The sequence below is a fragment of the Rhizobium chutanense genome (assembly GCF_002531935.1).
GTDB lineage: Bacteria > Pseudomonadota > Alphaproteobacteria > Rhizobiales > Rhizobiaceae > Rhizobium > Rhizobium chutanense.
Window position 1 is genome coordinate 206,637 of sequence record NZ_NWSV01000007.1, and the last position, 19,317, is coordinate 225,953.

A 19,317-nucleotide genomic window follows, 5' to 3' on the forward strand; every position below is an offset into this window, starting at 1 on the left:
GATACAAACTTAAGCGACGCCGGTTTTCCATCCGTGCGAGCCACCGACATCGCATGCAGCCGGTGCGACATTGTGGCTGAACACTAAAACGATCAGGCCGACCTTACCAATCATTGCAGCATTTCAATGCATATGTAAGGTGGCCGCACTTCATGCGGAGACTGAATCACTGATGACGACGGCGGACTATATCGCTCTGGCCTTCTTTGCCTGTGTCTGGATGGGCTATTCCTGGCTGCTGCATGGCCGCACCTTCTTCGGACGTACCAGCCTCACCCATGCGATGATCGAACGGCGGCGGGAATGGATCTACAATTCGCTGCGCCGCGACCTGAAGATGATCGACACGCAGATCATGGCCGGCCTGCAGAACGGCACCGCCTTTTTCGCGTCGACCTCGATCTTCGCGATCGGCAGCTGCTTCGCGCTGCTCGGAGCGACGGAGAAGGTCGACGCCGTCTTCGCCGACCTGCCCTTCGTCTTTCACAGCGGCCATGCCGTTTTCGAGATGAAGGTCGGCGGGCTGGCGGCGCTTTTCGGCTATGCCTTCTTCAAATTCGGCTGGTCTTACCGGCTGTTCAATTACTGCACTATCCTGTTCGGCTCGATCCCGATGCTGCGCGATACCGAGCGCGACGTCATCGCCGCCGAACGGGCCGCTGAACGCGTTATCCGCATGAATGTCATTGCCGGCAGCAATTTCAACGAGGGGCTCAGGGCGATCTTCCTGTCGATCGGTTATCTCGGCTGGTTCATCAACCCCTATGTCTTCATGCTGACGACGGCGATGGTCATCTTCGTGCTGACGCGGCGGCAGTTCTTCTCGCAGGCGCGACTGGCGATCATGGACGCCGGCCCGCCATCAAATCTTCACCTTTCTGCTATTCGCCACGACATGCCGTCGAGCGACGGAGCTGATTTGCCCGAGGGACTTTGATGACATTGCCGGCAATCGAAGCCGATGCGGCGGCCAGACCGCCGCGCATCGGCCTGTTGGACACGGCGCGCGGTGTCGCGCTGATCGCCATGGCGACCTACCATTTCAGCTGGGATATGGAGTTCATGGGCTATCTCACAGCCGGCACGGCCGAGACCGGCTGGCTGAAAATCTACGCCCGGGCGATCGCCACGACGTTTCTGTTCATCGTCGGTATCAGCCTCGTGCTGTCGAGCACCCCGGAGATCCGCTGGCCCTCGTTCTGGAAGCGTTTCGGCATGATCGCCGCGGCAGCCGCCGTCATCTCGATCGCCACGCGGATCGTGATGCCGAACGAGTGGATCTATTTCGGTATCCTGCATTGCATCGCGGTGCTGACACTGATCGGCGTCGTTTTCTTGAGGTTGCCGCTCGTCGTCACGCTGATCACAACGCTTGTGCTCCTTGCCGCCTGGCTGACCGATAATTTCGGTCCACCCGGCCTCATTCGGTCATCCTTTTTCGATCCGAGATATCTCGCCTGGATCGGCCTTGCCGCGATGCCGGAACGGTCCAACGATTATGTGCCGCTGTTTCCCTGGGCAACGCCCTTTTTCGCCGGATTAAGCTTCGCCTTGATCGCGATCAGAACCAGGCTGCCGCATCGGCTTGCCGCCATCGGCACCGATTCCTGGTGGCCGGCCAGGCTCGGCCGCCACAGCCTTGCCTTCTACCTCATTCACCAGCCGGTGTTGATCGGCATCGCCTACGGGCTTTCCCTCGTCATCCCGCCGCAGGCGGCGGATCCGGTCGCGACTTACCTAAGGCAATGCAACTCCGCCTGCGTCATGCAGCAAGGCGAAGCGCTCTGCCGCAGCTTCTGCCAATGCACGCTGGAGAAATTACAGGCGCAAGCCCTGTTCACGCCGCTGCAGGCAGGCGCGATCAATATCGAGACGGACGAGCGGGTCCAGACGATTGCCGCCGAGTGCAGCGCCGAGGCGCAATAAGCCTAATCCTCAGGTGGTGACACCGATTTCGGCGAGGCGGCCGAGGCAGGCCTCTTCGATATTGTCGAGTTCCGTCAGCGTGTCGTCGATATCCTTGCGCTTCTGCCGCAGGTCCTCGCGCTTCTCATCGACGCGCTTCATCAGGAGCTTCAGCTGCCCGAGCTCACCCGGCGGCTCCTTGTAGACCTGGATGATCTCGCGAATCTCTGCGATGGTGAAGCCGATGCGCCGGCCGCGGAGAATTTCGCCGATCAGCCGGCGGTCGGCCTGGCGGAAGAGACGGGTCCGCCCTCGCCGCTCCGGATGGATCAGTCCCTCGTCCTCGTAGAAGCGCAGCGTGCGCGTGGAGACACCGAATTCGCGCGTCAGCTCCGTTATGCTATAAAATTTGTTCACCGGCATGCCTTCCCCGTCATGAACCGGCAATAATATTGACTTTTACGTAATAGTCAATTTCGCACCCAGTCAGATGCCGAACCACCATGTGGCAATGCCGAGAAAGGCGAAGAAGCCGGTACAGTCCGTCACCGTCGTGACGAAGACGGAGGAGGCGATCGCCGGGTCGGCGCCTACCTTGTCGAGCAGCAGCGGCAGCAGGATGCCGGCAAGGGCTGCCGCCATCAGATTGATGATCATCGCCGCCGCGATCACCCCGCCGAGCTGGTAGTCGTGGAACCAGATGCCGGCGATCGCACCCATGATCGTCGCGAAGACGACGCCGTTGAGGATGCCGACGCCCGCCTCCCTGCGGATGATGCGGCCGGCATTGTAGATGTCGAGATCGCGGGTGGCGAGCGCGCGCACCGTCACCGTCATCGTCTGCGTGCCGGCATTGCCGCCCATCGAGGCGACGATCGGCATCAGCACGGCAAGCGCGATCATCTTCTCGATCGAAGCGTCGAACAGGCCGATGACGCTCGCCGAAAGCATCGCCGTGCCGAGATTGATCAAGAGCCACAGGAAACGCGAACGCGCCGTCGACAGCACATTGTCGGACAGTTCTTCGTCGCCGACGCCGCCGAGGCGCTTGATGTCCTCGTCCGCTTCCTCATGGATGACGTCGACGACGTCGTCGATGGTGAGCACGCCGACCAGCCGGCCGTTTTCGTCGACGACGGCGGCCGAGAGAAGGTCGTACTGCTCGAAGAGCTGGGCCGCCTCCTCCTGGTCCATCTCGGCGGGAACCGGATGGTTGGTCTCGCGCATAATCTGTTCGATCTTCGTCTGCCGCTTGGTGCGCAGGATCTGGTCGAGATCGACGGCGCCGAGCAGCTTGAAGGTCGGATCGATGACGAAGATCTGCGAGAAGGAATAGGGCAGATCCTCCTCGTCGCGCATGTAGTCGATCGTCTGTCCCACCGTCCAGAACGGCGGCACGGCGACGAACTCCGTCTGCATGCGGCGCCCGGCCGAGCTTTCGGGATAGTCGAGCGCCCGCCGCAGCCTGACCCGCTCGGTGAACGGCAGCTGCGCGAGAATCTCTTCCCGGTCTTCCTTGTCGAGATCTTCGAGAATGTAGACGGCGTCGTCCGAATCGAGCTCGCCGATTGCTGCGGCGATCTGCTCGTTCGGCATCTGGTCGACGATCTCGCGGCGAATCGCCTCGTCGACCTCGGTCAGCGCCGTCATGTCGAAATCTTCGCCGAGCAGGCGCACCAGCGCCAGGCGCTGATCCGGCTGGATCGATTCCAGCAGGTCGCCTATTTCGGATTCATGCAGGCGGGCGACGTTCTGGCGCAGGAACAGCGTGTCACGGTCGGCGATCGCGGCGCCGACGAGCGCCAGGAAATCGCTGCGGACATTGCCGTCCTCGTCGTAAATATCGGCTTCTTCGTCGTCCGGACGCCTGCGGATGCGGTCTTCCCCGTCGGTCGTCGTCATCTGCCGCCCTCGCATCTGGTTCGAATTTCAACGACTACAGCGCCGCACTCGCAAATGCCGGCGAAAACACATTGTCAACAAGCAGATAAGCAAATCCCGCCCCAGGCTCCCGCGATCGGAATTCATGCTTCTGCTAGCCCAAAGAATCCTTGCCGTAAAGGCGCAAACCTGCCTCTTGATGACAATGCCTGCGGCCGGCGATAGTTTCGCCACCCCCGGTCAAGCAGAGAAAGCTGCCCCATGCCCATCCGTCCGATTCTGCGTTATCCGCATCCTGCCCTGAAGAGCGTCTGCGCGCCGGTGACAGCCTTCGGCCCGTCGCTCGCCGCGCTTGCCGACGACCTGCTGGCGACGATGCGCGCCGCTCCCGGCGTCGGCATCACCGCCGCCCATATCGGCGTCCTCAGCCGTGTGACGGTACTGGAGCTCGACAAGGCCTTCGGCGTGCGCCTCTACGTCAACCCGGAGATCACCTGGTTCTCGCAGGAGACGATGAACCACGCCGAAGGCAGCGTCTCCATGCCCGGCGCCACCGACGAGGTCACACGCCCGCGCGCAATTCGTTTCCGTTACCAGGATGCCGAAGGCACCGTGCACGAGGAGACAGCCGAAGGTTTCCACGCCATCTGCATCCAGCACGAGGTCGACCAGCTCGACGGCATTTTCTGGCTGCAGCGCCTCTCCCGGCTGAAACGCGACCGTCTCGTAAAAAAATGGGAAAAAGCCCAGAGCTAACAATCGGAACCGATAATCAGGGCTGGAAAAGCACCACCCGCGCCGAACCATTCGCCGCTGCCCACGTTCTCGCAAAGAACCCCAGCGTTTTCCGCAAAGAGACGAGGAGCGACCGCAATGGCAAGGATCGGTGACAAGACCCAATTTAGCCGGGAAAAGCCTGAGCTTTCCCGGGAGGAAGACTATCGTGACCTCGAGGAACGCAATCTCGACGACGGCTGGCCCTATGCCGACGGCACCGGCGCCGACCCGGCCAACCGCCCCTATGGCGAGACGGCGGCAAATTTCGACAGCGACCCCAACAAGGGCTTTCGCATCGACGGCACGGATGCAGACGGCAACGAGAACCGTCTGAAGGATTCGCTGCGCCCCGACACGATCGACCGCGATGAAAGCGACGACCTCGAAGCACGGGTGAACGATCGTCTCGAAAACATCCCCGAGGTCGACATGGACAGTATCGAGGTCCACGCAGACGGGCACGTGATCACCCTGGAAGGTTCGGTGGAAACGATCGGCATTGCCCGCAAGGTCGAACTCAGTGCGCTTTCGGTCGATGGCGTCCGCCACGTCCGCAACAAATTGCAGCTGACCGGCGTCGACGCGCATATCCCGAACGAGGACTGATGGATTTACAAGACACGCGGGAGGCGCCGATGCCTCCCACCTCCCGGCGATTTTCCTATCCGCCAACATTACCAAAAGTTAACAATTTCAGATTGCATCATGATATGCTTATGCGGATACCGCATTCGGCCATTTGCTTAGGCGGCTTCTGTAACGTGAACGTCAATTTCGTTGACAACACTGTGATTTCATTTGGACAAAACGTCGCGGCCACGCCGCCGTTTGTTCACAAAATTGCCTGAATTGGGGCGCGAACTCGGAGGTGCCGAGGGTTAGTTTATGTTGTGAAATTCAACAGTAGATTGAGGAGAAAACCCATGCGCATCAAATTTGCTCTCGCCGCATCCCTGTTCGCCGTCAGCCTTGCAGGTGCTGCCTTCGCGCAGCCGGGCTATTCCGATGACTATACCAACGACAGCGACGGCTTCGCACCCAGCCCCACGTCGAAGCCCGCCCCGGTCCATTACAGCAACCGCAAGGCCCCGGCCTATTCCAGCGACTATACCAATGACAGCGACGGCTTCGCACCGAGCGCCATGGCCGCCCCTGCCGTCGACAAGACCGCAACGGCGAGCATCGCCCCCCTGCCTCCATGCCACAGCATGATCGGCCCGAAGGGCTCCCACACCAAGGGTGCCGACAGCGGCGCCTCGCGCACGGAAGCTTGCCGCGCGACGCATTGATCCAACAAAAGAAAGGGCCGGAAACCGGCCCTTCTCTTTTCTATCTGCTCTCTGTCGTCTGAGTGCGCGTCGCCCGAAGGTCTACAACGGTTCCGGCGTGTGCAAAACAAGGCGCTTCAGAACACGAATGGAACCAGCCGGTAGCGGGTTGTGGCCATGAAGGCCGTGTAAGCAGGATCCTGACTGAGCAGACGCTCCTCCGCAAGGATGCGGAAACATTGTGCGGCCAGCGCTGTCGCATAGATGGTGAAATTCCAAAGGCTCGGGTGCACCAGGAAGAAGGCGATATGTGTCATCAGATAGCCGGCGTACATCGGATGGCGGACAAACTTGTAGGGCCCGCCGATCTTGATCCCGCGATTGGCCGGCGCCAAGCCGAAGCTTCGCCGCAGTGACAGCTTTGCCGATATCTGCAGGACGAAACCGAGTACCATCAACATCCCGCAGAACGCGAGCGGTGCAAGCGGTTGCGTTGCGGCAGGAACGACAAGCAGCGGGAAGAGCGTGCCGACGGCGGTGACCATCAGGTCGAACGGCCGAAGCGACGCATTTTTCGTCGGCCGCCGCGTCAGGATAAGAAAGGCGGCAGCTCCCTCCGACACGATCAGCAGGCCGTCGATGATCGCTCGATCGTCCTGCATCTGCGACAGGATCCGCAGGACAATCGCAACGAAAAGATAGCCGATGACCACTTTTTCAACGATGTCGAGAACGAAATACACATCCAAGAACGACAAGCTTGCCGCTGTCTTTTTCTTCATCGTTCACAAATCTTCCGCATCATAAGGCTATGCTATCCTATATGCGCGCGATCGCTAATTATGGGTTAAGGCCTGAGCCGACCGGCGGCGATTCGCGGGCCGATCTCACAGCAGAATGAAACAATGACGGCCAACGCAGGGGTTTCTGCAAGCAATATCAACGCCATGACGCAGATTGCCGGAGACCGGTCGCCGTCCTGAACAATCAGATTTCGCCGGTCGTTTCGCCGAAAACCGCCTCGAAGGCGGTGCGTAGCCGCATATCGACATCCGCCATCATCACGGGCAGACCGAGATCGACCAGGCTGGTCACGCCATAGGCCGATATCCCGCAAGGCACGATGCCGCCGAAATGATCGAGATTCGGATCGACGTTGAGCGACAGTCCGTGGAAGGTCACCCATTTCCGCAGCCTTATGCCGAGGGCGGCGATCTTGTCCTCGGCCATCGTTCCATCGGCAAGCAACGGTTTTTCCGGCCGGCGCACCCAGACGCCGACGCGGTCTTCACGTCGTTCGCCGCGCACATTCATCATGTCGAGCGTGCGGATGACGACATCCTCGAGGGCAGCGACGAAGGCGCGTACATCCTGGCGTCTGCGCTTCAGGTCGAGCATCACATAGGCGACGCGCTGGCCGGGCCCATGATAGGTGTATTCACCGCCGCGCCCCGTCGCAAAGACCGGAAAACGGTCCGGCTGGACGAGATCGCTCGCATTGGCGCTGGTGCCGGCAGTATAGAGCGGCGGATGTTCGACGAGCCAGACGAGCTCATCGCCGCCATCCGATATCAACGCCACCTCGCGCTCCATCGTCTCTACGGCCTCCTCGTAGGCAACGAGGCCGTCGGCGATGCGCCAGCGCACCGGCCGGGTGCCGGCTTGGGGAAGCATGGAGAATTCGAGATCGGTGCGAAGCATGGCCATTCCTTGCCGCCCTCCCCGAAATGCCTGCGAAATTAGGGGGCGGCAGGACAGCTATATGGACCCGTTTCGGGGGCAATTCAAATGCGATGACCGCTTTTTAAAAAAACTGTCATACCGCCCTTGTGCACCCCAAATCCTTTTGCTACATGCTGCCCCGCCGACGCAAATCGGCACCTACCACGATGCGGTCGTGGCGGAATTGGTAGACGCGCAGCGTTGAGGTCGCTGTGGGGCAACCCGTGGAAGTTCGAGTCTTCTCGACCGCACCATCTCCCTTCAGGGAAGCGCTTTCTAAGCGGCGATTTCGATTTTACCTCGAAATTATCTACGGCGCCTCGACTTGATCGCTCGGCCTTCTCATGGTTGATGGCGTCATTCCCGCAAGAATCGGCCATCATGTCAGATCCCCATCAAAATTCCCTGCAGGGCATGGCAATCATGTCCGGCGCCATGCTGATCCTGCCGACCATGGATGCCATCGCCAAGTACATGGCGACCTTCGAGGCGATGTCGCCGGGTCAGGTGACCTTTTACCGATTCTTTTTCCAGATCGCCTGTACCCTGCCGATTCTCTTCGCCCTTTTCGGGTTGAAGGCGCTTTCGGCCAGACGGCCATGGATGAACTTGCTGCGCGGCGTGCTGCACGGTGGTGCGAGCCTGCTTTTCTTCGTCGCCGTCAAATACATGCCGCTTGCCGATGTCTTCGCCATCTATTTCGTCGAGCCTTTCATGCTGGCCGCCCTGTCGGCGTTGTTCCTCGGGGAGAGGGTCGGCTGGCGCCGCTGGGTAGCGATCGTGGTCGGTTTCGGCGGCGCGATGATCGTCATTCAGCCGAGTTACGAGATTTTCGGCCTGAAGGCGCTGCTGCCGGTCGCCTGCGCCTTTCTGTTCTCGCTTTATCTGTTCCTCAACCGTGCCATCGGCGAGGCCGATTCGCCGCTGACGATGCAGACCATGGCCGGCATCGGCGGAACGGTCTTCATGGCCGCCGCCCTTTTCGTCGGCAATGGTTCCGGCAATGCCGATTTCGCCGTCTCTCTGCCCTCCTCCGGTCTCGCTCTTGCGCTGCTCCTCGCCCTCGGCCTGATCTCGGGATATGCGCATATGCTGGTGGTGCGGGCTTTCCGGCTCGCGCCGCTGTCGCTGCTTGCGCCGTTCCAGTACTTCGAGATCATCTCGGCGACGGTGCTCGGCTATGCGCTGTTCAATGATTTCCCGAGCGTCTCCAAATGGATCGGCATCTTCATCATCGTCGCATCCGGGCTCTTCATCATCTGGCGCGAGCGGCTGCAGGCGCAATCGTTAAAATCTTCCTGACCCCGGGAATGTCGGATTAACTTCTCTTCTTGAGGGATCGTCAATTCGCAGGCGATAAAACTGTCTCCGGCTTCATGATGAAGCCTGGAGCTAAAACATGAGCGAATTTCGTCTCGCTTTTCCGGCCTGTGTCGTGGCCGGCAAGCATCGGCTGACGGCCGAAGATATAGTACTGTTGCGCAAACATGCTTTCCCGGAAGGCATCCGGACATCCGACGATGTCGTGGCGATGTTAGCGCTCAATAATTCCTGCCCTGAAAAATGTGCCGCCTGGAACACTTTCTTCGTGGAGCAGCTCGCCGGTTTCATTGTTCATTATACCTATCCGCAGGGCTCGCTTGATGAAATCAACGTCGCCTGGATCATGCGCATGTTCACGACCGACGGCGTCGTCAACTCGGCGCTGGAACTCGAGCTCATTCTCCACATCATGGAGATTTCGGCCGACGTCCCGGGTGAATTGAGGGCGCTCGCGCTCGATCAGCTCCGCCTGGCGATCACCGACAATATCGGTGGCTACAAGCTCTCGCGTGCCGTCGATCGCCGGGGCATTACCCGTCAGGACGTCGATTTTGCGATGCGCATCTTCAGAAGCGTCGCCGAAAGCGGCGTCATCCCCGTTTCCTCGGCCGAATACGGCGTGCTTAAGCAGATCGAGCAGGCGACGCTGCCCGGCGCCAATCATCCCCGCTGGACGGGAATCATGGCCGCCGTCGAGCTGCGTGACTATGCCGAGCCGCGGCGCAGCCGCTGGCTGCGCATCGTCGACGAGGAACCCGTCTGCGAAGCAGCTGTCGCCTGACGCTCCTCAAGCCTGCCTGATGCTCTTCAAGCCTGATTGTGCGTTCCGGTGTTTTGTGCGTAAAACTCCGGAACGCATTTCTGGGTGGAGTCTCGATGTTCAAGAAAATCCTGATCGCGAATCGCGGCGAAATCGCCTGTCGCGTGATCAAGACCGCGCGCCGCATGGGCATTCTGACCGTTGCGGTCTATTCGGATGCGGATCGGGATGCACTGCATGTCGAAATGGCCGACGAGGCCGTGCATATCGGCCCGGCCGCAGCCTCCGAGAGCTATCTGGTTGCCGAAAAGATCATCGCCGCCTGCAAAGCGACCGGCGCCGAGGCTGTGCATCCCGGTTATGGCTTCCTGTCCGAACGCGCCGCCTTCTGCGCTGAACTGGAAAAGCAGGGCATCGTCTTCATCGGTCCCAAGCCGAAGGCCATCATGGCGATGGGCGACAAGATTGAATCGAAGAAATTCGCCAATGCCGCCGGCGTGTCCACGGTGCCCGGCCATCTCGGCGTCATCGAGGATGCGGCCCATGCGGAAGTGATATCGGGCGGCATCGGTTATCCCGTCATGATCAAGGCATCGGCCGGCGGCGGCGGCAAGGGCATGCGCATTGCCTGGAATGAGGCGGAAGTGCGTGATGGCTTCGAGCGCGCCCGCTCGGAAGCGAAAAGTTCTTTCGGCGACGACCGGGTCTTCATCGAGAAGTTCGTCGTCGAGCCGCGCCATATCGAGATCCAGGTGCTCGCCGATGCGCACGGCAACGTCGTCTATCTCGGCGAGCGCGAATGCTCAATCCAGCGGCGCAACCAGAAGGTCGCCGAAGAGGCGCCCTCGCCTTTTCTCGACGAAGAAACCCGCAAGGCGATGGGCGAGCAATCGGTGGCATTGGCGAAAGCCGTCGATTACCAAAGCGCCGGCACCGTCGAATTCATCGTCGACCGCGACCGCAATTTCTATTTCCTCGAAATGAACACCCGCCTGCAGGTCGAGCATCCCGTGACCGAACTCGTCACCGGCATCGACCTCGTCGAGCAGATGATTCGCGTGGCCGCAGGCGAAGCCCTTCCCTTCACCCAGGAAGAGATCAAGCTCGACGGCTGGGCGATCGAAAGCCGGCTCTATGCCGAAGACCCTTACCGCAACTTTCTGCCGTCGATCGGCCGCCTGACGCGCTATCGCCCGCCGGCCGAGGGCCGGACCGGCAACGTCGTCATCCGCAACGATACCGGCGTCTTCGAGGGCGCCGAGATCTCGATGTACTACGATCCGATGATCGCCAAGCTCTGCACCTGGGCGCCGACCCGGCTCGAAGCGATCGAGGCCATGGGCCGGGCGCTCGACGGCTTCGTCGTCGATGGCATCGAGCACAATGTTCCGTTCCTCGCGGCGCTGATGAAACATCCGCGCTGGCGCGAGGGCCGGCTTTCCACCGGCTTCATCACCGAGGAATATCCTGACGGTTTCGCGCCGATGAAACCGGAGCCGTCGGAAGAGGCCGTGCTTGCCGCCATTGCGCTCTCCGCATCGCTGATCGAGACGAACCGCCGCGAACGTTTCGCCGATCGCTTGCGCGCCGCATCGGGTGCGCTGCGCGAAGATTGGGTGATCAAGACAGGTGAAAACTACGTCGCCATCAGATTGCTCGACGGCCTCGTCACCATTCCCTTCGATATGGACATGGCGATCGAGGGCGAGAGCCGGAGCGTTGTCACCGATTGGAGACCTGGCGATCCGGTCTGGAGCGGCAAGGTCGGCGGTCGCGACATCACCGCGCAGATCCGTCCCGTCCTGAACGGCTTGCGCATCGACTGGCAGGGACTTTCGGTAACCGCCAAGGTCTTTTCGCCGCGTCATGCCGAACTCGACAGGCTGATGCCGGTCAAGCTGCCGCCCGATACGTCCAAGCTCCTGCTCTGCCCGATGCCCGGCCTGGTCGTTGCCATCGCGGTTGTCGAGGGCCAGGAGGTCAAGGCCGGTGAGACGCTGGCGGTCGTCGAGGCGATGAAGATGGAAAACGTGCTGCGCGCCGATCGCGATCTCGTCGTTTCGAAGATCAACGCCGCGGCCGGCGAAAGCCTGGCCGTCGATGCCGTGATCATGGAATTCGCCTGAGGCGAAAGAATTCGCCCGAGGTAAAGTCGCGGGTCAGACCTGCTATTCCTCGCTTGAAGTCAGCGATTGCGTCGTCCATATACGAACAGCCTCGGCCCCTGTGCTCCGGCGAGGGTATCCGCAGCATGGTTCTATCGATGGCTCCAACGACTTACACGACTGACCTCAAGGGTTTCGACGAATTCTCCGCGCGCGAACTCTACGACCTCCTGAGAATGCGCGTCGACGTCTTCGTCGTCGAGCAGAATTGCCCCTATCCGGAACTCGACGGTAAGGACGTCGATGCCCTGCATCTCAGGCTGCTGGATGGCGGCGAACTGCTCGCCTCCGTACGGCTGCTGAAGCCCCACAATGCACGGGATCCGTCAAAGATTGGCCGCGTCGTCGTCTCGCCCGCCCATCGCGGAAAGCGCCTGGGCGATGCATTGATGCGCGAAGCGATCACCGCCTGCGAGCGGCTTTATCCGGCCAACCCGATCGCCTTGTCGGCGCAGGCCCATCTTCGCCGTTTCTACGAAGCCTTTGGCTTTATCGGCACGTCGCAGGAATATCTGGAAGACGGCATTCCCCATATCGATATGATCAGACAGCCGCTGACTCAGCCGGCATGAGGATATCGCCATGATCTATGTCGACGCCGATGCCTGCCCGGTGAAGCCGGAAATTCTCAAGGTTGCCGAACGCCACGGCCTCGAAGTCACCTTCGTCGCCAATTCCGGACTGCGCCCTTCCCGCGATCCGATGATCCACAACGTCATCGTCTCCAACGCCTTCGACGCCGCCGACAACTGGATCGCCGAGCGCGCCGGCGCCGGCGATGTCGTCGTCACCGCCGACGTACCGCTCGCCGTGCGCTGCGTCGCGACCGGCGCCTTCGTCAGCGGCCCCACGGGACGCGTCTTCGACGAAACCAATATCGGTATGGCAAGCGCCATGCGCGATCTCGGCGCGCATTTGCGTGAAACCGGCGAGAGCAAGGGCTACAACGCCGCCTTCAGCCCGAAAGACCGCTCACGCTTCCTCGAAACCTTCGATCGGCTCTGCCGCCGCGCCAAGAGTCTTTCCGGAGACGCCGGCAGGCAGGCATGAAACGGGTGGCATGGCAGCCATGCCAATTCCTGCCTTGAACGGAGCCGTTGCCTCACGCATATAGACCTTAACGCAGACGACTGCGGCATCCTCTGGATGCAACCGTCGCGGGGACGGCCTCGCTCTTGAACAAGGAGAGTCGCATGGCCTGGTTTCTGCTTTTTCTCGCTGGTCTTTTCGAATGTGGCTGGGCAATCGGCCTTAAATACACCGAGGGTTTCACCCGGCCGTTGCCAACAGCGCTGACCGTCATATCGATGGTGGTCAGCATCGTGCTGCTCGGCCTGGCCGTGAAGCATCTGCCGATCGGCACCGCCTATGCCGTCTGGACCGGCATAGGCACGGTCGGCACCGTGCTGCTTGGCATCTGGCTGCTAGGCGATGCGGCAAGTGTCTCCCGCCTTGCCTGCATCATGCTGATCGTCGGCGGCATCGCCGGTCTCAAGCTCACCGCCTGAATAGGCAAACGCTGCGGGGCATCGCAATGCCCCGCAGCCTATGTCGGCTCAGGCCTTGCGGTTATCGATCGATAAAGCGCCGGGACCGGAGAAGAACAGGTAGAGGAAGACGAAGCAGAACAGGATCGCGGCATCGCCCTGGTTCATGGCCGGGAAGAAGCTTTTCGGGGCATGCGCCATGAAATAGGCGACCGCCATCTCGCCGGCAAGCAGGAAGGCGACAGGGCGGGTCAACAGGCCGACGAGAATGAGGATGCCGCCGACAAGCTCAAGAAGAGCCGCAAACAGCATCAGCGGCGGCAACGGGCCGTCCATCTGCGCAGCCGGGAAAGCGAACAGCTTCATCGTGCCGTGTTCGATGAACAGCAGCGCGGTGATGATTCTGAGAGCGGCCAACCCATAGGGGCGATAGGCGGAAAGACGCTCGAAACTTGACATTAAACCTCTCCATTTAAAACAATACGGCCGAGCGTTAGCCTGTCATCGATACGGATTGAACACACGGATTGCTGACAGCCGTTCACTTTTTCGACAGCAGCTAAACACGTGAGCAGGCGGTTTTATTCGCCCGCAAATGTCAGAGCGGAATGTTGTCGTGTTTCTTCCAGGGATTGGCGAGATCCTTGTTGCGCAGCATCTTCAACCCACGCGCCAGCCGCCGGCGGGTCGAATGCGGCATGATCACCTCGTCGACATAACCGCGCTCGGCGGCGACGAAGGGTGAAAGAAACCGGTCCTCGTACATTTTCGTATGCGCGGCGATCTTTTCCGGATCGGCAATATCCTTGCGGAAGATGATCTCGACTGCGCCCTTGGCGCCCATCACGGCGATCTGCGCCGTCGGCCAGGCATAGTTCAAATCACCGCGCAGATGTTTCGACGCCATTACGTCATAGGCGCCGCCGAAGGCCTTGCGGGTGATGACGGTGAGCTTCGGCACCGTCGCCTCGGCATAGGCAAAGAGCAGCTTGGCGCCATGCTTGATGAGGCCGCCATATTCCTGCGCCGTGCCCGGCAGGAAGCCGGGAACATCGACGAAGGTGACGATCGGAATGTTGAAGCAGTCGCAGAAGCGCACGAAGCGCGCCGCCTTGCGCGAGGCGTCGCTGTCGAGCACGCCGGCCAGCACCATCGGCTGGTTGGCGACGAAACCGACGGTGGAGCCTTCGATGCGGCCGAAGCCGCAGACGATATTTCCGGCAAAGCTCGCCTGGATCTCGAAGAAATCCCCCTCATCCGCCACCTTCCGGATCAATTCCTTGATGTCGTAAGGCTTGTTGGCGCTGGCCGGCACCAGCGTATCGAGCGAATTGTCGGTGCCGGTCACCGACTGGTAACATTCGATTTCAGGCACCGGCGACGTGTTCGACTGCGGCAGGAAATCGATCAGCCGGCGGACCTGCAGCAGTGTATCGACATCATTGTCATAGGCGCCGTCGGCAATCGAGGAGCGCGTCGTATGCACGGTCGCACCGCCAAGTTCCTCGGCTGTGACGGTTTCGTTGGTGACCGTCTTCACCACGTCGGGGCCGGTGACGAACATGTAGGAGCTATCGCGCACCATGAAGATGAAATCGGTCATGGCAGGCGAATAGACGTCGCCGCCGGCGCAGGGGCCCATGATCACCGAGATCTGCGGGATCACGCCGGAGGCGAGCACATTGCGCTGGAACACCTCCGCATAACCGCCGAGCGCCGCCACGCCTTCCTGGATGCGGGCGCCGCCGGCATCGTAGATGCCGACGATCGGCGCGCGGTTCTTCAGCGCCATGTCCTGCACCTTCATGATCTTCTCGGCATGCGCTTCCGAGAGCGAGCCGCCGAAGACGGTGAAGTCCTTGGCGAAGACGAATACCGTGCGGCCGTTGACGGTACCCCAGCCGGTGACGACGCCGTCGCCGGCTATGCGGCTCTTGTCCATACCGAAATCGGTGGAGCGATGTTCGACGAACATGTCGAACTCCTCGAAGGACCCTTCGTCGAGGAAGAGGTCGATGCGCTCGCGCGCCGTCAGCTTGCCACGCTTGTGCTGGGCGTCGATGCGTGCTTCACCGCCGCCGAGGCGGGCGATGCCGCGGCGCCGTTCCAGTTCCTCGAGAATTTCCTTCATGCGGGTCTCCCTCGCCGCTACAGGCGGCAATCCGGCAGTAGATTTTTGTGCTAGCGCCCGCGCCCGCTAAGCGAGAATACCGAGCGTATTCTTGCTGCAACGTCCTCGGCCAATATCTGGTCGGCGAGCTTGGGGTCGGCGGCGATGCTGGTCACGTCGAAGGCGCTGACGGCGATGACCGAGCCGTCCTCGACCGAGGCAGCGTCGATGCTGATCTTGGCGACATTGCGGTCCTTCTGGAAGCCGAGGCCTTTTTCGATGGACACCACGCGGATCGTCAGCACCACCCGCGGCAGCACGGTATTGCGGGTGGTGACGTTGATCGCGGCGTTGACGCGGTCGTTGATGCCGGACAGCAACTCGGCCGGCATGTTCGGGCCGGAGAGGACGACGGCGCTGCGCACGTCGTACATCGGTGCCTCTGGTTTTTCGGCCGAGAGGCTGGCGCAGGCCGTGAGCGCGACACAAAAGAGTGTGGCCCGGCAAAAACACGACCTCAGCCAATTCATTACAAAATCCTGCCCGCCCCATTGGAGTCGCAGATTTCGTCATAATGTCCGGGAAAGCAATATGTTTCAGGCGGTTAGGGCGAAAAAAACATCTGTCGCCGCCTTGAACTCGGCAAAGCGCTTGGCGCGGCGCTCCTCGGCCTCTTCGTCATTGCCCCAATGCTCGATCGTCCAGTCTTCATCGAGATGGGCAAGCGACCAGACCTCCTCCATCGTCAGCCGACCGCAGGCGAAGGCGAGTGCCAGGATCGCCGAACCTGTCAGCGTGGTGACGGTGTGGAGTGCTGCTAGCGCCATCGGGCTGTCAAATCTGGCGAGCGTGACGGCGAAGGCGGCCGTCGCCTCACGCGGCTGCTCTTGAGGCATCACGCCTTCGATGAGGATGAAGCGGGCGCCGAGATCGTTCGCCGCCCAGTCGACCACGGGATCCCAGCGCTCGGTCTGGCGCGCGACCAGCAGTTCCGGCCCATCGGCGCGGTAGCAGATGAGGTCGCTGGAGGAAAAGCGCAGGATATCCTCGAGGATCGCCTGCTTATTGGCGGTCACGCCGTCGAGTGCCGTATTGACGAGCCGCGTCACCGGCATGGTGATGGGATTGATCTCTTCGCCCTGCGCCTGCCATTCGGCGGCGACAAGCCGCGCCAGCGCCTCCGTGGGAACGGCGAGAACCTGCCGTGCCGGCGTGCGTACCGTCTTGCCGTCGAGCGTAACCGCAAAACTGCCCTCGTGCTCGGCAACGGCGACATCGGCATAGAAGCGCTTCGGCAGCGGCTTGTTCATCTGGATCTGCGCCCGGCGGATGGGATCGGGATGGCTCAGGCCCTCGGAAAGATCGTTCAGCAGATCGCGCATGGGCTCACCTCAGGAAAAATGGCGCAATATCTCGTTCGGATGGTAGGCGATCGCATCGGCGCCGTTGGCGATCAGCTCATCCACGCTGGCATAACCCCAGGCAACACCGATCGCTTTTGCGCCGGCAGCCTTTGCCATCTGCATATCGTAAACCGCATCGCCGATGACAATGGTGTCGCCGGCATTCATGCCGGTTTCGTCACAGCATTCCGTCACCATGGCCGGATGCGGCTTGGACGGGCAGTCGTCGGCGGTGCGCGCCACGATGAAAGATCGGTCGAAGCCGTGCGTCTCCATCACGAGGTTCAGCCCGCGCCTGGATTTGCCTGTCACCGCGCCGATCATGAGATCCTCGCGCCCGCTGATTGCGTCGATCATCTCGCGAATGCCGGGAAACAGCGGCTCCCGGTAGTCGAGATCCTGACGGACGACCGAGAACAGCGATTTGTAGTGCGCCGTCATGTCGATGTCGTCCTGCTCGACATGCGGCCTGCCTTGCATGCGGGCGATCGCAATATCGAGGGACAGGCCGATAATGGCCTTGGTATCCTCGAATCGCGGTTCCGGCTTGCCGAATTTCTCGAAGGTGCGGCGCATGGTTTCGTGGATCAGGCCGGCGCTGTCGACCAGCGTGCCGTCGCAATCGAAAAGCGCAAGTTTCATTCGTCGTCCCTTTCAGCGCCGGCAAGGTCGAGGCCGAGAAGATTCCAGGTCTGCACCATATGTGCCGGCAGCGGCGCGCTGACGCGCAACCGCCCACCGGAGGGGTGCGGGATGTCGATGTGACGCGCGTGCAGATGCAGCTTCTTCTGGACGCCGCCCGGAAAATCCCAATTCGGATCATCGTCGAAATATTTCGGATCGCCGATGATGGGATGGCCGATATGCAGGGCATGGACGCGCAACTGGTGGGTACGGCCGGTATAGGGCTCCATCTCCAGCCATGCGAGGTTCTGTGCCGCCGTCTCCACCACGCGATAGAAGGAAATCGCATGGTCGGCGCCGTCCTCGCCGTGTTTGGCGATGCGCATGCGGTCGCCATCGGCCGTCGGTTCCTTGACGAGCCAGGTCGAAATCTTGTCCTCGTGCTTGCGCGGCACGCCCTTGACCAGCGCCCAGTAGGTCTTCTTGGTGTCGCGCTCGCGGAAGGCCGCCGTCAGCTTCTGTGCGGCGCCGCGCGTGCGGGCGATGACGAGAACACCTGACGTGTCGCGGTCGAGGCGGTGAACGAGCCGTGGCTTTTCGCCCTTCGGGCTGGTCCAGGCTTCGAGCATCTGGTCGATATGCCGGGCGACGCCGGAGCCGCCCTGCACGGCAATGCCCGGCGGCTTGTTGAGCACGATGACCTTGTCATCCTCATGCAGCACCATGCGCGACAATAGTTCGAAATCGGACGAATGCTTGAGATCCCTGCCGGCGATCGGTCCGGATTTGACCTTGGCATCGACATCCAGCGGCGGCACCCGCACCGTCTGCCCGGGCTGCACGCGCGCATCCGATTTGACCCGTCCGCCGTCGACGCGCACCTGGCCGGAGCGCAACAGCTTCTGCAGCGGGCCGAAACCGAGCCCTGGAAAATGCACCTTGAACCAGCGATCGAGCCGCATGCCGGCTTCGTCGGGTTCCACCTTGATATGTTCTATGCCAGCCATAAAAAATCTTTCGGAAATTGCAGCGCGGGCCGAGCCGGCGTTCTTGCCGCAGCCTTTAGAGCATTTTCACGCAAAACGGAAACCGGAATCAGGCAAAAGCGCGGATGACGGCAAGCCCGGCAATAACAGCCGCCATCGAAAGCCCGACGCTGGCAGCGATATAGACACCGCCGGCCACGGCCTCGCCGCGCTCGAACAGCGAGATCGCATCCAGCGAGAAGGCCGAGAAGGTGGTGAAACCGCCAAGGAAGCCGGTGATCAGCAACAGGCGCAGTTCCACCGAAGCGTTGAATTTGCGCGCAATCAGCTCGGCGAAAACACCGATGACGAAGCAGCCGACGACGTTGACGGCAAGGGTGCCCCAGGGAAAGGCCGGGCCCATCAGCCGCAACGACCACTGGCCGACATAATATCTGAGAAGGGAACCGACAGCGCCGCCGACGGCAACGAGAAGAGCCTGGATCATCAGCCGGATTTATCGCAACTCCGCCGAGATTCCAATCGGGATGGAACGAATTCTTACCATCCGATAAAATGCCAATGATTTTATTATGATGGCACCAAGATCATGCCGATACGCTGACGGCATGACCCAGCTCCTGTCCGTATCGGCCAACACTGCTGCCATTGCCTTCGAATCGCTGAGGATTCCTCAGCGTGTGGCGACCAGCACCGCCGCACGCGATGCGCGCCGCATTGCCGATCGGCAATTGAAGGCCGACAGCGCCGATCAGGCCGAGGAGCCCTCCAGCATCATCCAGTCGACGGAAGTCGCGCTCGACCTGATGGCCAAAGGCAATCGCCAGCCGCAGGCCGGCCTCAAGCAAGCCTTGCAATCTTACGAAGAGGTCTGAGGCACCGCTTGAACGGCAAGCCCGCAAGCCC

The 19,317-nt window shown here is 61.2% G+C and carries 23 protein-coding genes and 1 tRNA gene; 13 read left to right on the forward strand and 11 right to left on the reverse strand.

All coding sequences use genetic code 11. The features are described from left to right. Positions 1–172: 172 nt before the first annotated feature. Positions 173–937: a DUF599 domain-containing protein gene (locus CO666_RS14210; protein ID WP_097612738.1), complete on the forward strand. Its 765-nt coding sequence runs from the start codon at positions 173–175 to the stop codon at positions 935–937. Next, positions 937–1,926, forward strand: coding sequence for a heparan-alpha-glucosaminide N-acetyltransferase (locus tag CO666_RS14215; RefSeq protein ID WP_097612739.1), 990 nt, complete (start codon positions 937–939; stop codon positions 1,924–1,926). Before CO666_RS14210 ends, CO666_RS14215 begins: the two co-directional genes overlap by 1 nt. 9 nt (positions 1,927–1,935) lie before the next feature. Here CO666_RS14215 and CO666_RS14220 read toward each other — a convergent pair whose 3' ends face one another. Together CO666_RS14220 and mgtE are read right to left on the reverse strand one after the other, a co-directional pair. Continuing rightward, entirely contained in the window at positions 1,936–2,328 is a 393-nt protein-coding gene (locus CO666_RS14220; RefSeq protein ID WP_085737334.1) for a MerR family transcriptional regulator, read from the reverse strand. Between the two features lie 63 nt (positions 2,329–2,391). Then, on the reverse strand, positions 2,392–3,807 hold the full coding sequence (gene mgtE, locus CO666_RS14225) for a magnesium transporter (protein ID WP_097612740.1): 1,416 nt from the start codon (positions 3,805–3,807) through the stop codon (positions 2,392–2,394). Positions 3,808–4,047: 240 nt separating this feature from the next. On the opposite strand from mgtE, the gene CO666_RS14230 reads away from it, so the two are divergent. The 3 genes from CO666_RS14230 to CO666_RS14240 all read left to right on the forward strand — a co-directional run bounded on the left by CO666_RS14230 (position 4,048) and on the right by CO666_RS14240 (position 5,852). Beyond that, positions 4,048–4,542 carry a peptide deformylase gene (locus CO666_RS14230; RefSeq protein ID WP_097612741.1) on the forward strand — a complete coding sequence of 165 codons (495 nt, stop codon included), beginning with the start codon at positions 4,048–4,050 and terminating at the stop codon, positions 4,540–4,542. A 117-nt stretch (positions 4,543–4,659) separates the two neighbouring features. Next, complete coding sequence (locus tag CO666_RS14235) at positions 4,660–5,169, forward strand: BON domain-containing protein (RefSeq protein ID WP_097612742.1); 510 nt, start codon at positions 4,660–4,662, stop codon at positions 5,167–5,169. 317 nt (positions 5,170–5,486) lie between these two features. Beyond that, positions 5,487–5,852, forward strand: a complete 366-nt coding sequence (locus CO666_RS14240; protein WP_097612743.1) for a hypothetical protein — start codon at positions 5,487–5,489, stop codon at positions 5,850–5,852. Positions 5,853–5,968: 116 nt separating this feature from the next. Here the strand turns inward: CO666_RS14240 and CO666_RS14245 are convergent, their stop codons facing one another. Both CO666_RS14245 and lipB read right to left on the reverse strand, forming a co-directional pair. Further along, positions 5,969–6,613, reverse strand: a complete 645-nt coding sequence (locus tag CO666_RS14245; protein ID WP_097612744.1) for a methyltransferase family protein — start codon at positions 6,611–6,613, stop codon at positions 5,969–5,971. A 205-nt stretch (positions 6,614–6,818) separates the two neighbouring features. After that, positions 6,819–7,538 carry a lipoyl(octanoyl) transferase LipB gene (gene lipB / locus CO666_RS14250; protein WP_097612745.1) on the reverse strand — a complete coding sequence of 240 codons (720 nt, stop codon included), beginning with the start codon at positions 7,536–7,538 and terminating at the stop codon, positions 6,819–6,821. 184 nt (positions 7,539–7,722) lie between these two features. On the opposite strand from lipB, the gene CO666_RS14255 reads away from it, so the two are divergent. The 7 genes from CO666_RS14255 (at position 7,723) to sugE (ending at position 13,309) form a co-directional block, all read left to right on the forward strand. Further along, positions 7,723–7,807 (forward strand) — tRNA-Leu (locus tag CO666_RS14255). Positions 7,808–7,904: 97 nt separating this feature from the next. Then, positions 7,905–8,855, forward strand: coding sequence for a DMT family transporter (locus CO666_RS14260; protein ID WP_179869685.1), 951 nt, complete (start codon positions 7,905–7,907; stop codon positions 8,853–8,855). A 97-nt stretch (positions 8,856–8,952) separates the two neighbouring features. Further along, on the forward strand, positions 8,953–9,657 hold the full coding sequence (locus CO666_RS14265) for a hypothetical protein (RefSeq protein WP_097612747.1): 705 nt from the start codon (positions 8,953–8,955) through the stop codon (positions 9,655–9,657). A gap of 95 nt (positions 9,658–9,752) precedes the next feature. Further along, positions 9,753–11,762, forward strand: a complete 2,010-nt coding sequence (locus CO666_RS14270; protein ID WP_097612748.1) for an acetyl-CoA carboxylase biotin carboxylase subunit — start codon at positions 9,753–9,755, stop codon at positions 11,760–11,762. A gap of 137 nt (positions 11,763–11,899) precedes the next feature. Next, positions 11,900–12,373 carry a GNAT family N-acetyltransferase gene (locus CO666_RS14275; RefSeq protein ID WP_097612749.1) on the forward strand — a complete coding sequence of 158 codons (474 nt, stop codon included), beginning with the start codon at positions 11,900–11,902 and terminating at the stop codon, positions 12,371–12,373. Between the two features lie 10 nt (positions 12,374–12,383). Continuing rightward, positions 12,384–12,851 (forward strand): YaiI/YqxD family protein, encoded by a 468-nt coding sequence (locus CO666_RS14280; RefSeq protein ID WP_097612750.1) that lies wholly within the window; start codon positions 12,384–12,386, stop codon positions 12,849–12,851. A gap of 143 nt (positions 12,852–12,994) precedes the next feature. Then, positions 12,995–13,309, forward strand: a complete 315-nt coding sequence (gene sugE / locus CO666_RS14285) for a quaternary ammonium compound efflux SMR transporter SugE (protein ID WP_097612751.1) — start codon at positions 12,995–12,997, stop codon at positions 13,307–13,309. Positions 13,310–13,357: 48 nt separating this feature from the next. Here sugE and CO666_RS14290 read toward each other — a convergent pair whose 3' ends face one another. From CO666_RS14290 to crcB, 7 genes are all read right to left on the reverse strand, one after another. After that, positions 13,358–13,747, reverse strand: coding sequence for a DoxX family protein (locus CO666_RS14290; protein WP_097612752.1), 390 nt, complete (start codon positions 13,745–13,747; stop codon positions 13,358–13,360). Between the two features lie 139 nt (positions 13,748–13,886). Then, positions 13,887–15,419 (reverse strand): acyl-CoA carboxylase subunit beta, encoded by a 1,533-nt coding sequence (locus CO666_RS14295; RefSeq protein WP_097612753.1) that lies wholly within the window; start codon positions 15,417–15,419, stop codon positions 13,887–13,889. A 50-nt stretch (positions 15,420–15,469) separates the two neighbouring features. Then, the gene (locus CO666_RS14300; RefSeq protein WP_097612754.1) at positions 15,470–15,928 is read right to left on the reverse strand and encodes a calponin homology domain-containing protein; all 459 of its coding nucleotides are present in this window, start codon (positions 15,926–15,928) and stop codon (positions 15,470–15,472) included. Between the two features lie 66 nt (positions 15,929–15,994). Continuing rightward, the gene (locus CO666_RS14305) at positions 15,995–16,780 is read right to left on the reverse strand and encodes an ATP12 family chaperone protein (protein ID WP_097612755.1); all 786 of its coding nucleotides are present in this window, start codon (positions 16,778–16,780) and stop codon (positions 15,995–15,997) included. Positions 16,781–16,789: 9 nt separating this feature from the next. Further along, positions 16,790–17,443, reverse strand: a complete 654-nt coding sequence (locus CO666_RS14310; protein WP_097612756.1) for an HAD-IA family hydrolase — start codon at positions 17,441–17,443, stop codon at positions 16,790–16,792. Continuing rightward, positions 17,440–18,432: an RluA family pseudouridine synthase gene (locus tag CO666_RS14315; RefSeq protein ID WP_097612757.1), complete on the reverse strand. Its 993-nt coding sequence runs from the start codon at positions 18,430–18,432 to the stop codon at positions 17,440–17,442. Before CO666_RS14315 ends, CO666_RS14310 begins: the two co-directional genes overlap by 4 nt. Before the next feature lie 88 nt (positions 18,433–18,520). Next, positions 18,521–18,898 (reverse strand): fluoride efflux transporter CrcB, encoded by a 378-nt coding sequence (crcB, locus tag CO666_RS14320; protein ID WP_097612758.1) that lies wholly within the window; start codon positions 18,896–18,898, stop codon positions 18,521–18,523. A gap of 121 nt (positions 18,899–19,019) precedes the next feature. On the opposite strand from crcB, the gene CO666_RS14325 reads away from it, so the two are divergent. Continuing rightward, the gene (locus tag CO666_RS14325; protein ID WP_010064965.1) at positions 19,020–19,286 is read left to right on the forward strand and encodes a hypothetical protein; all 267 of its coding nucleotides are present in this window, start codon (positions 19,020–19,022) and stop codon (positions 19,284–19,286) included. Positions 19,287–19,317 lie beyond the last annotated feature (31 nt).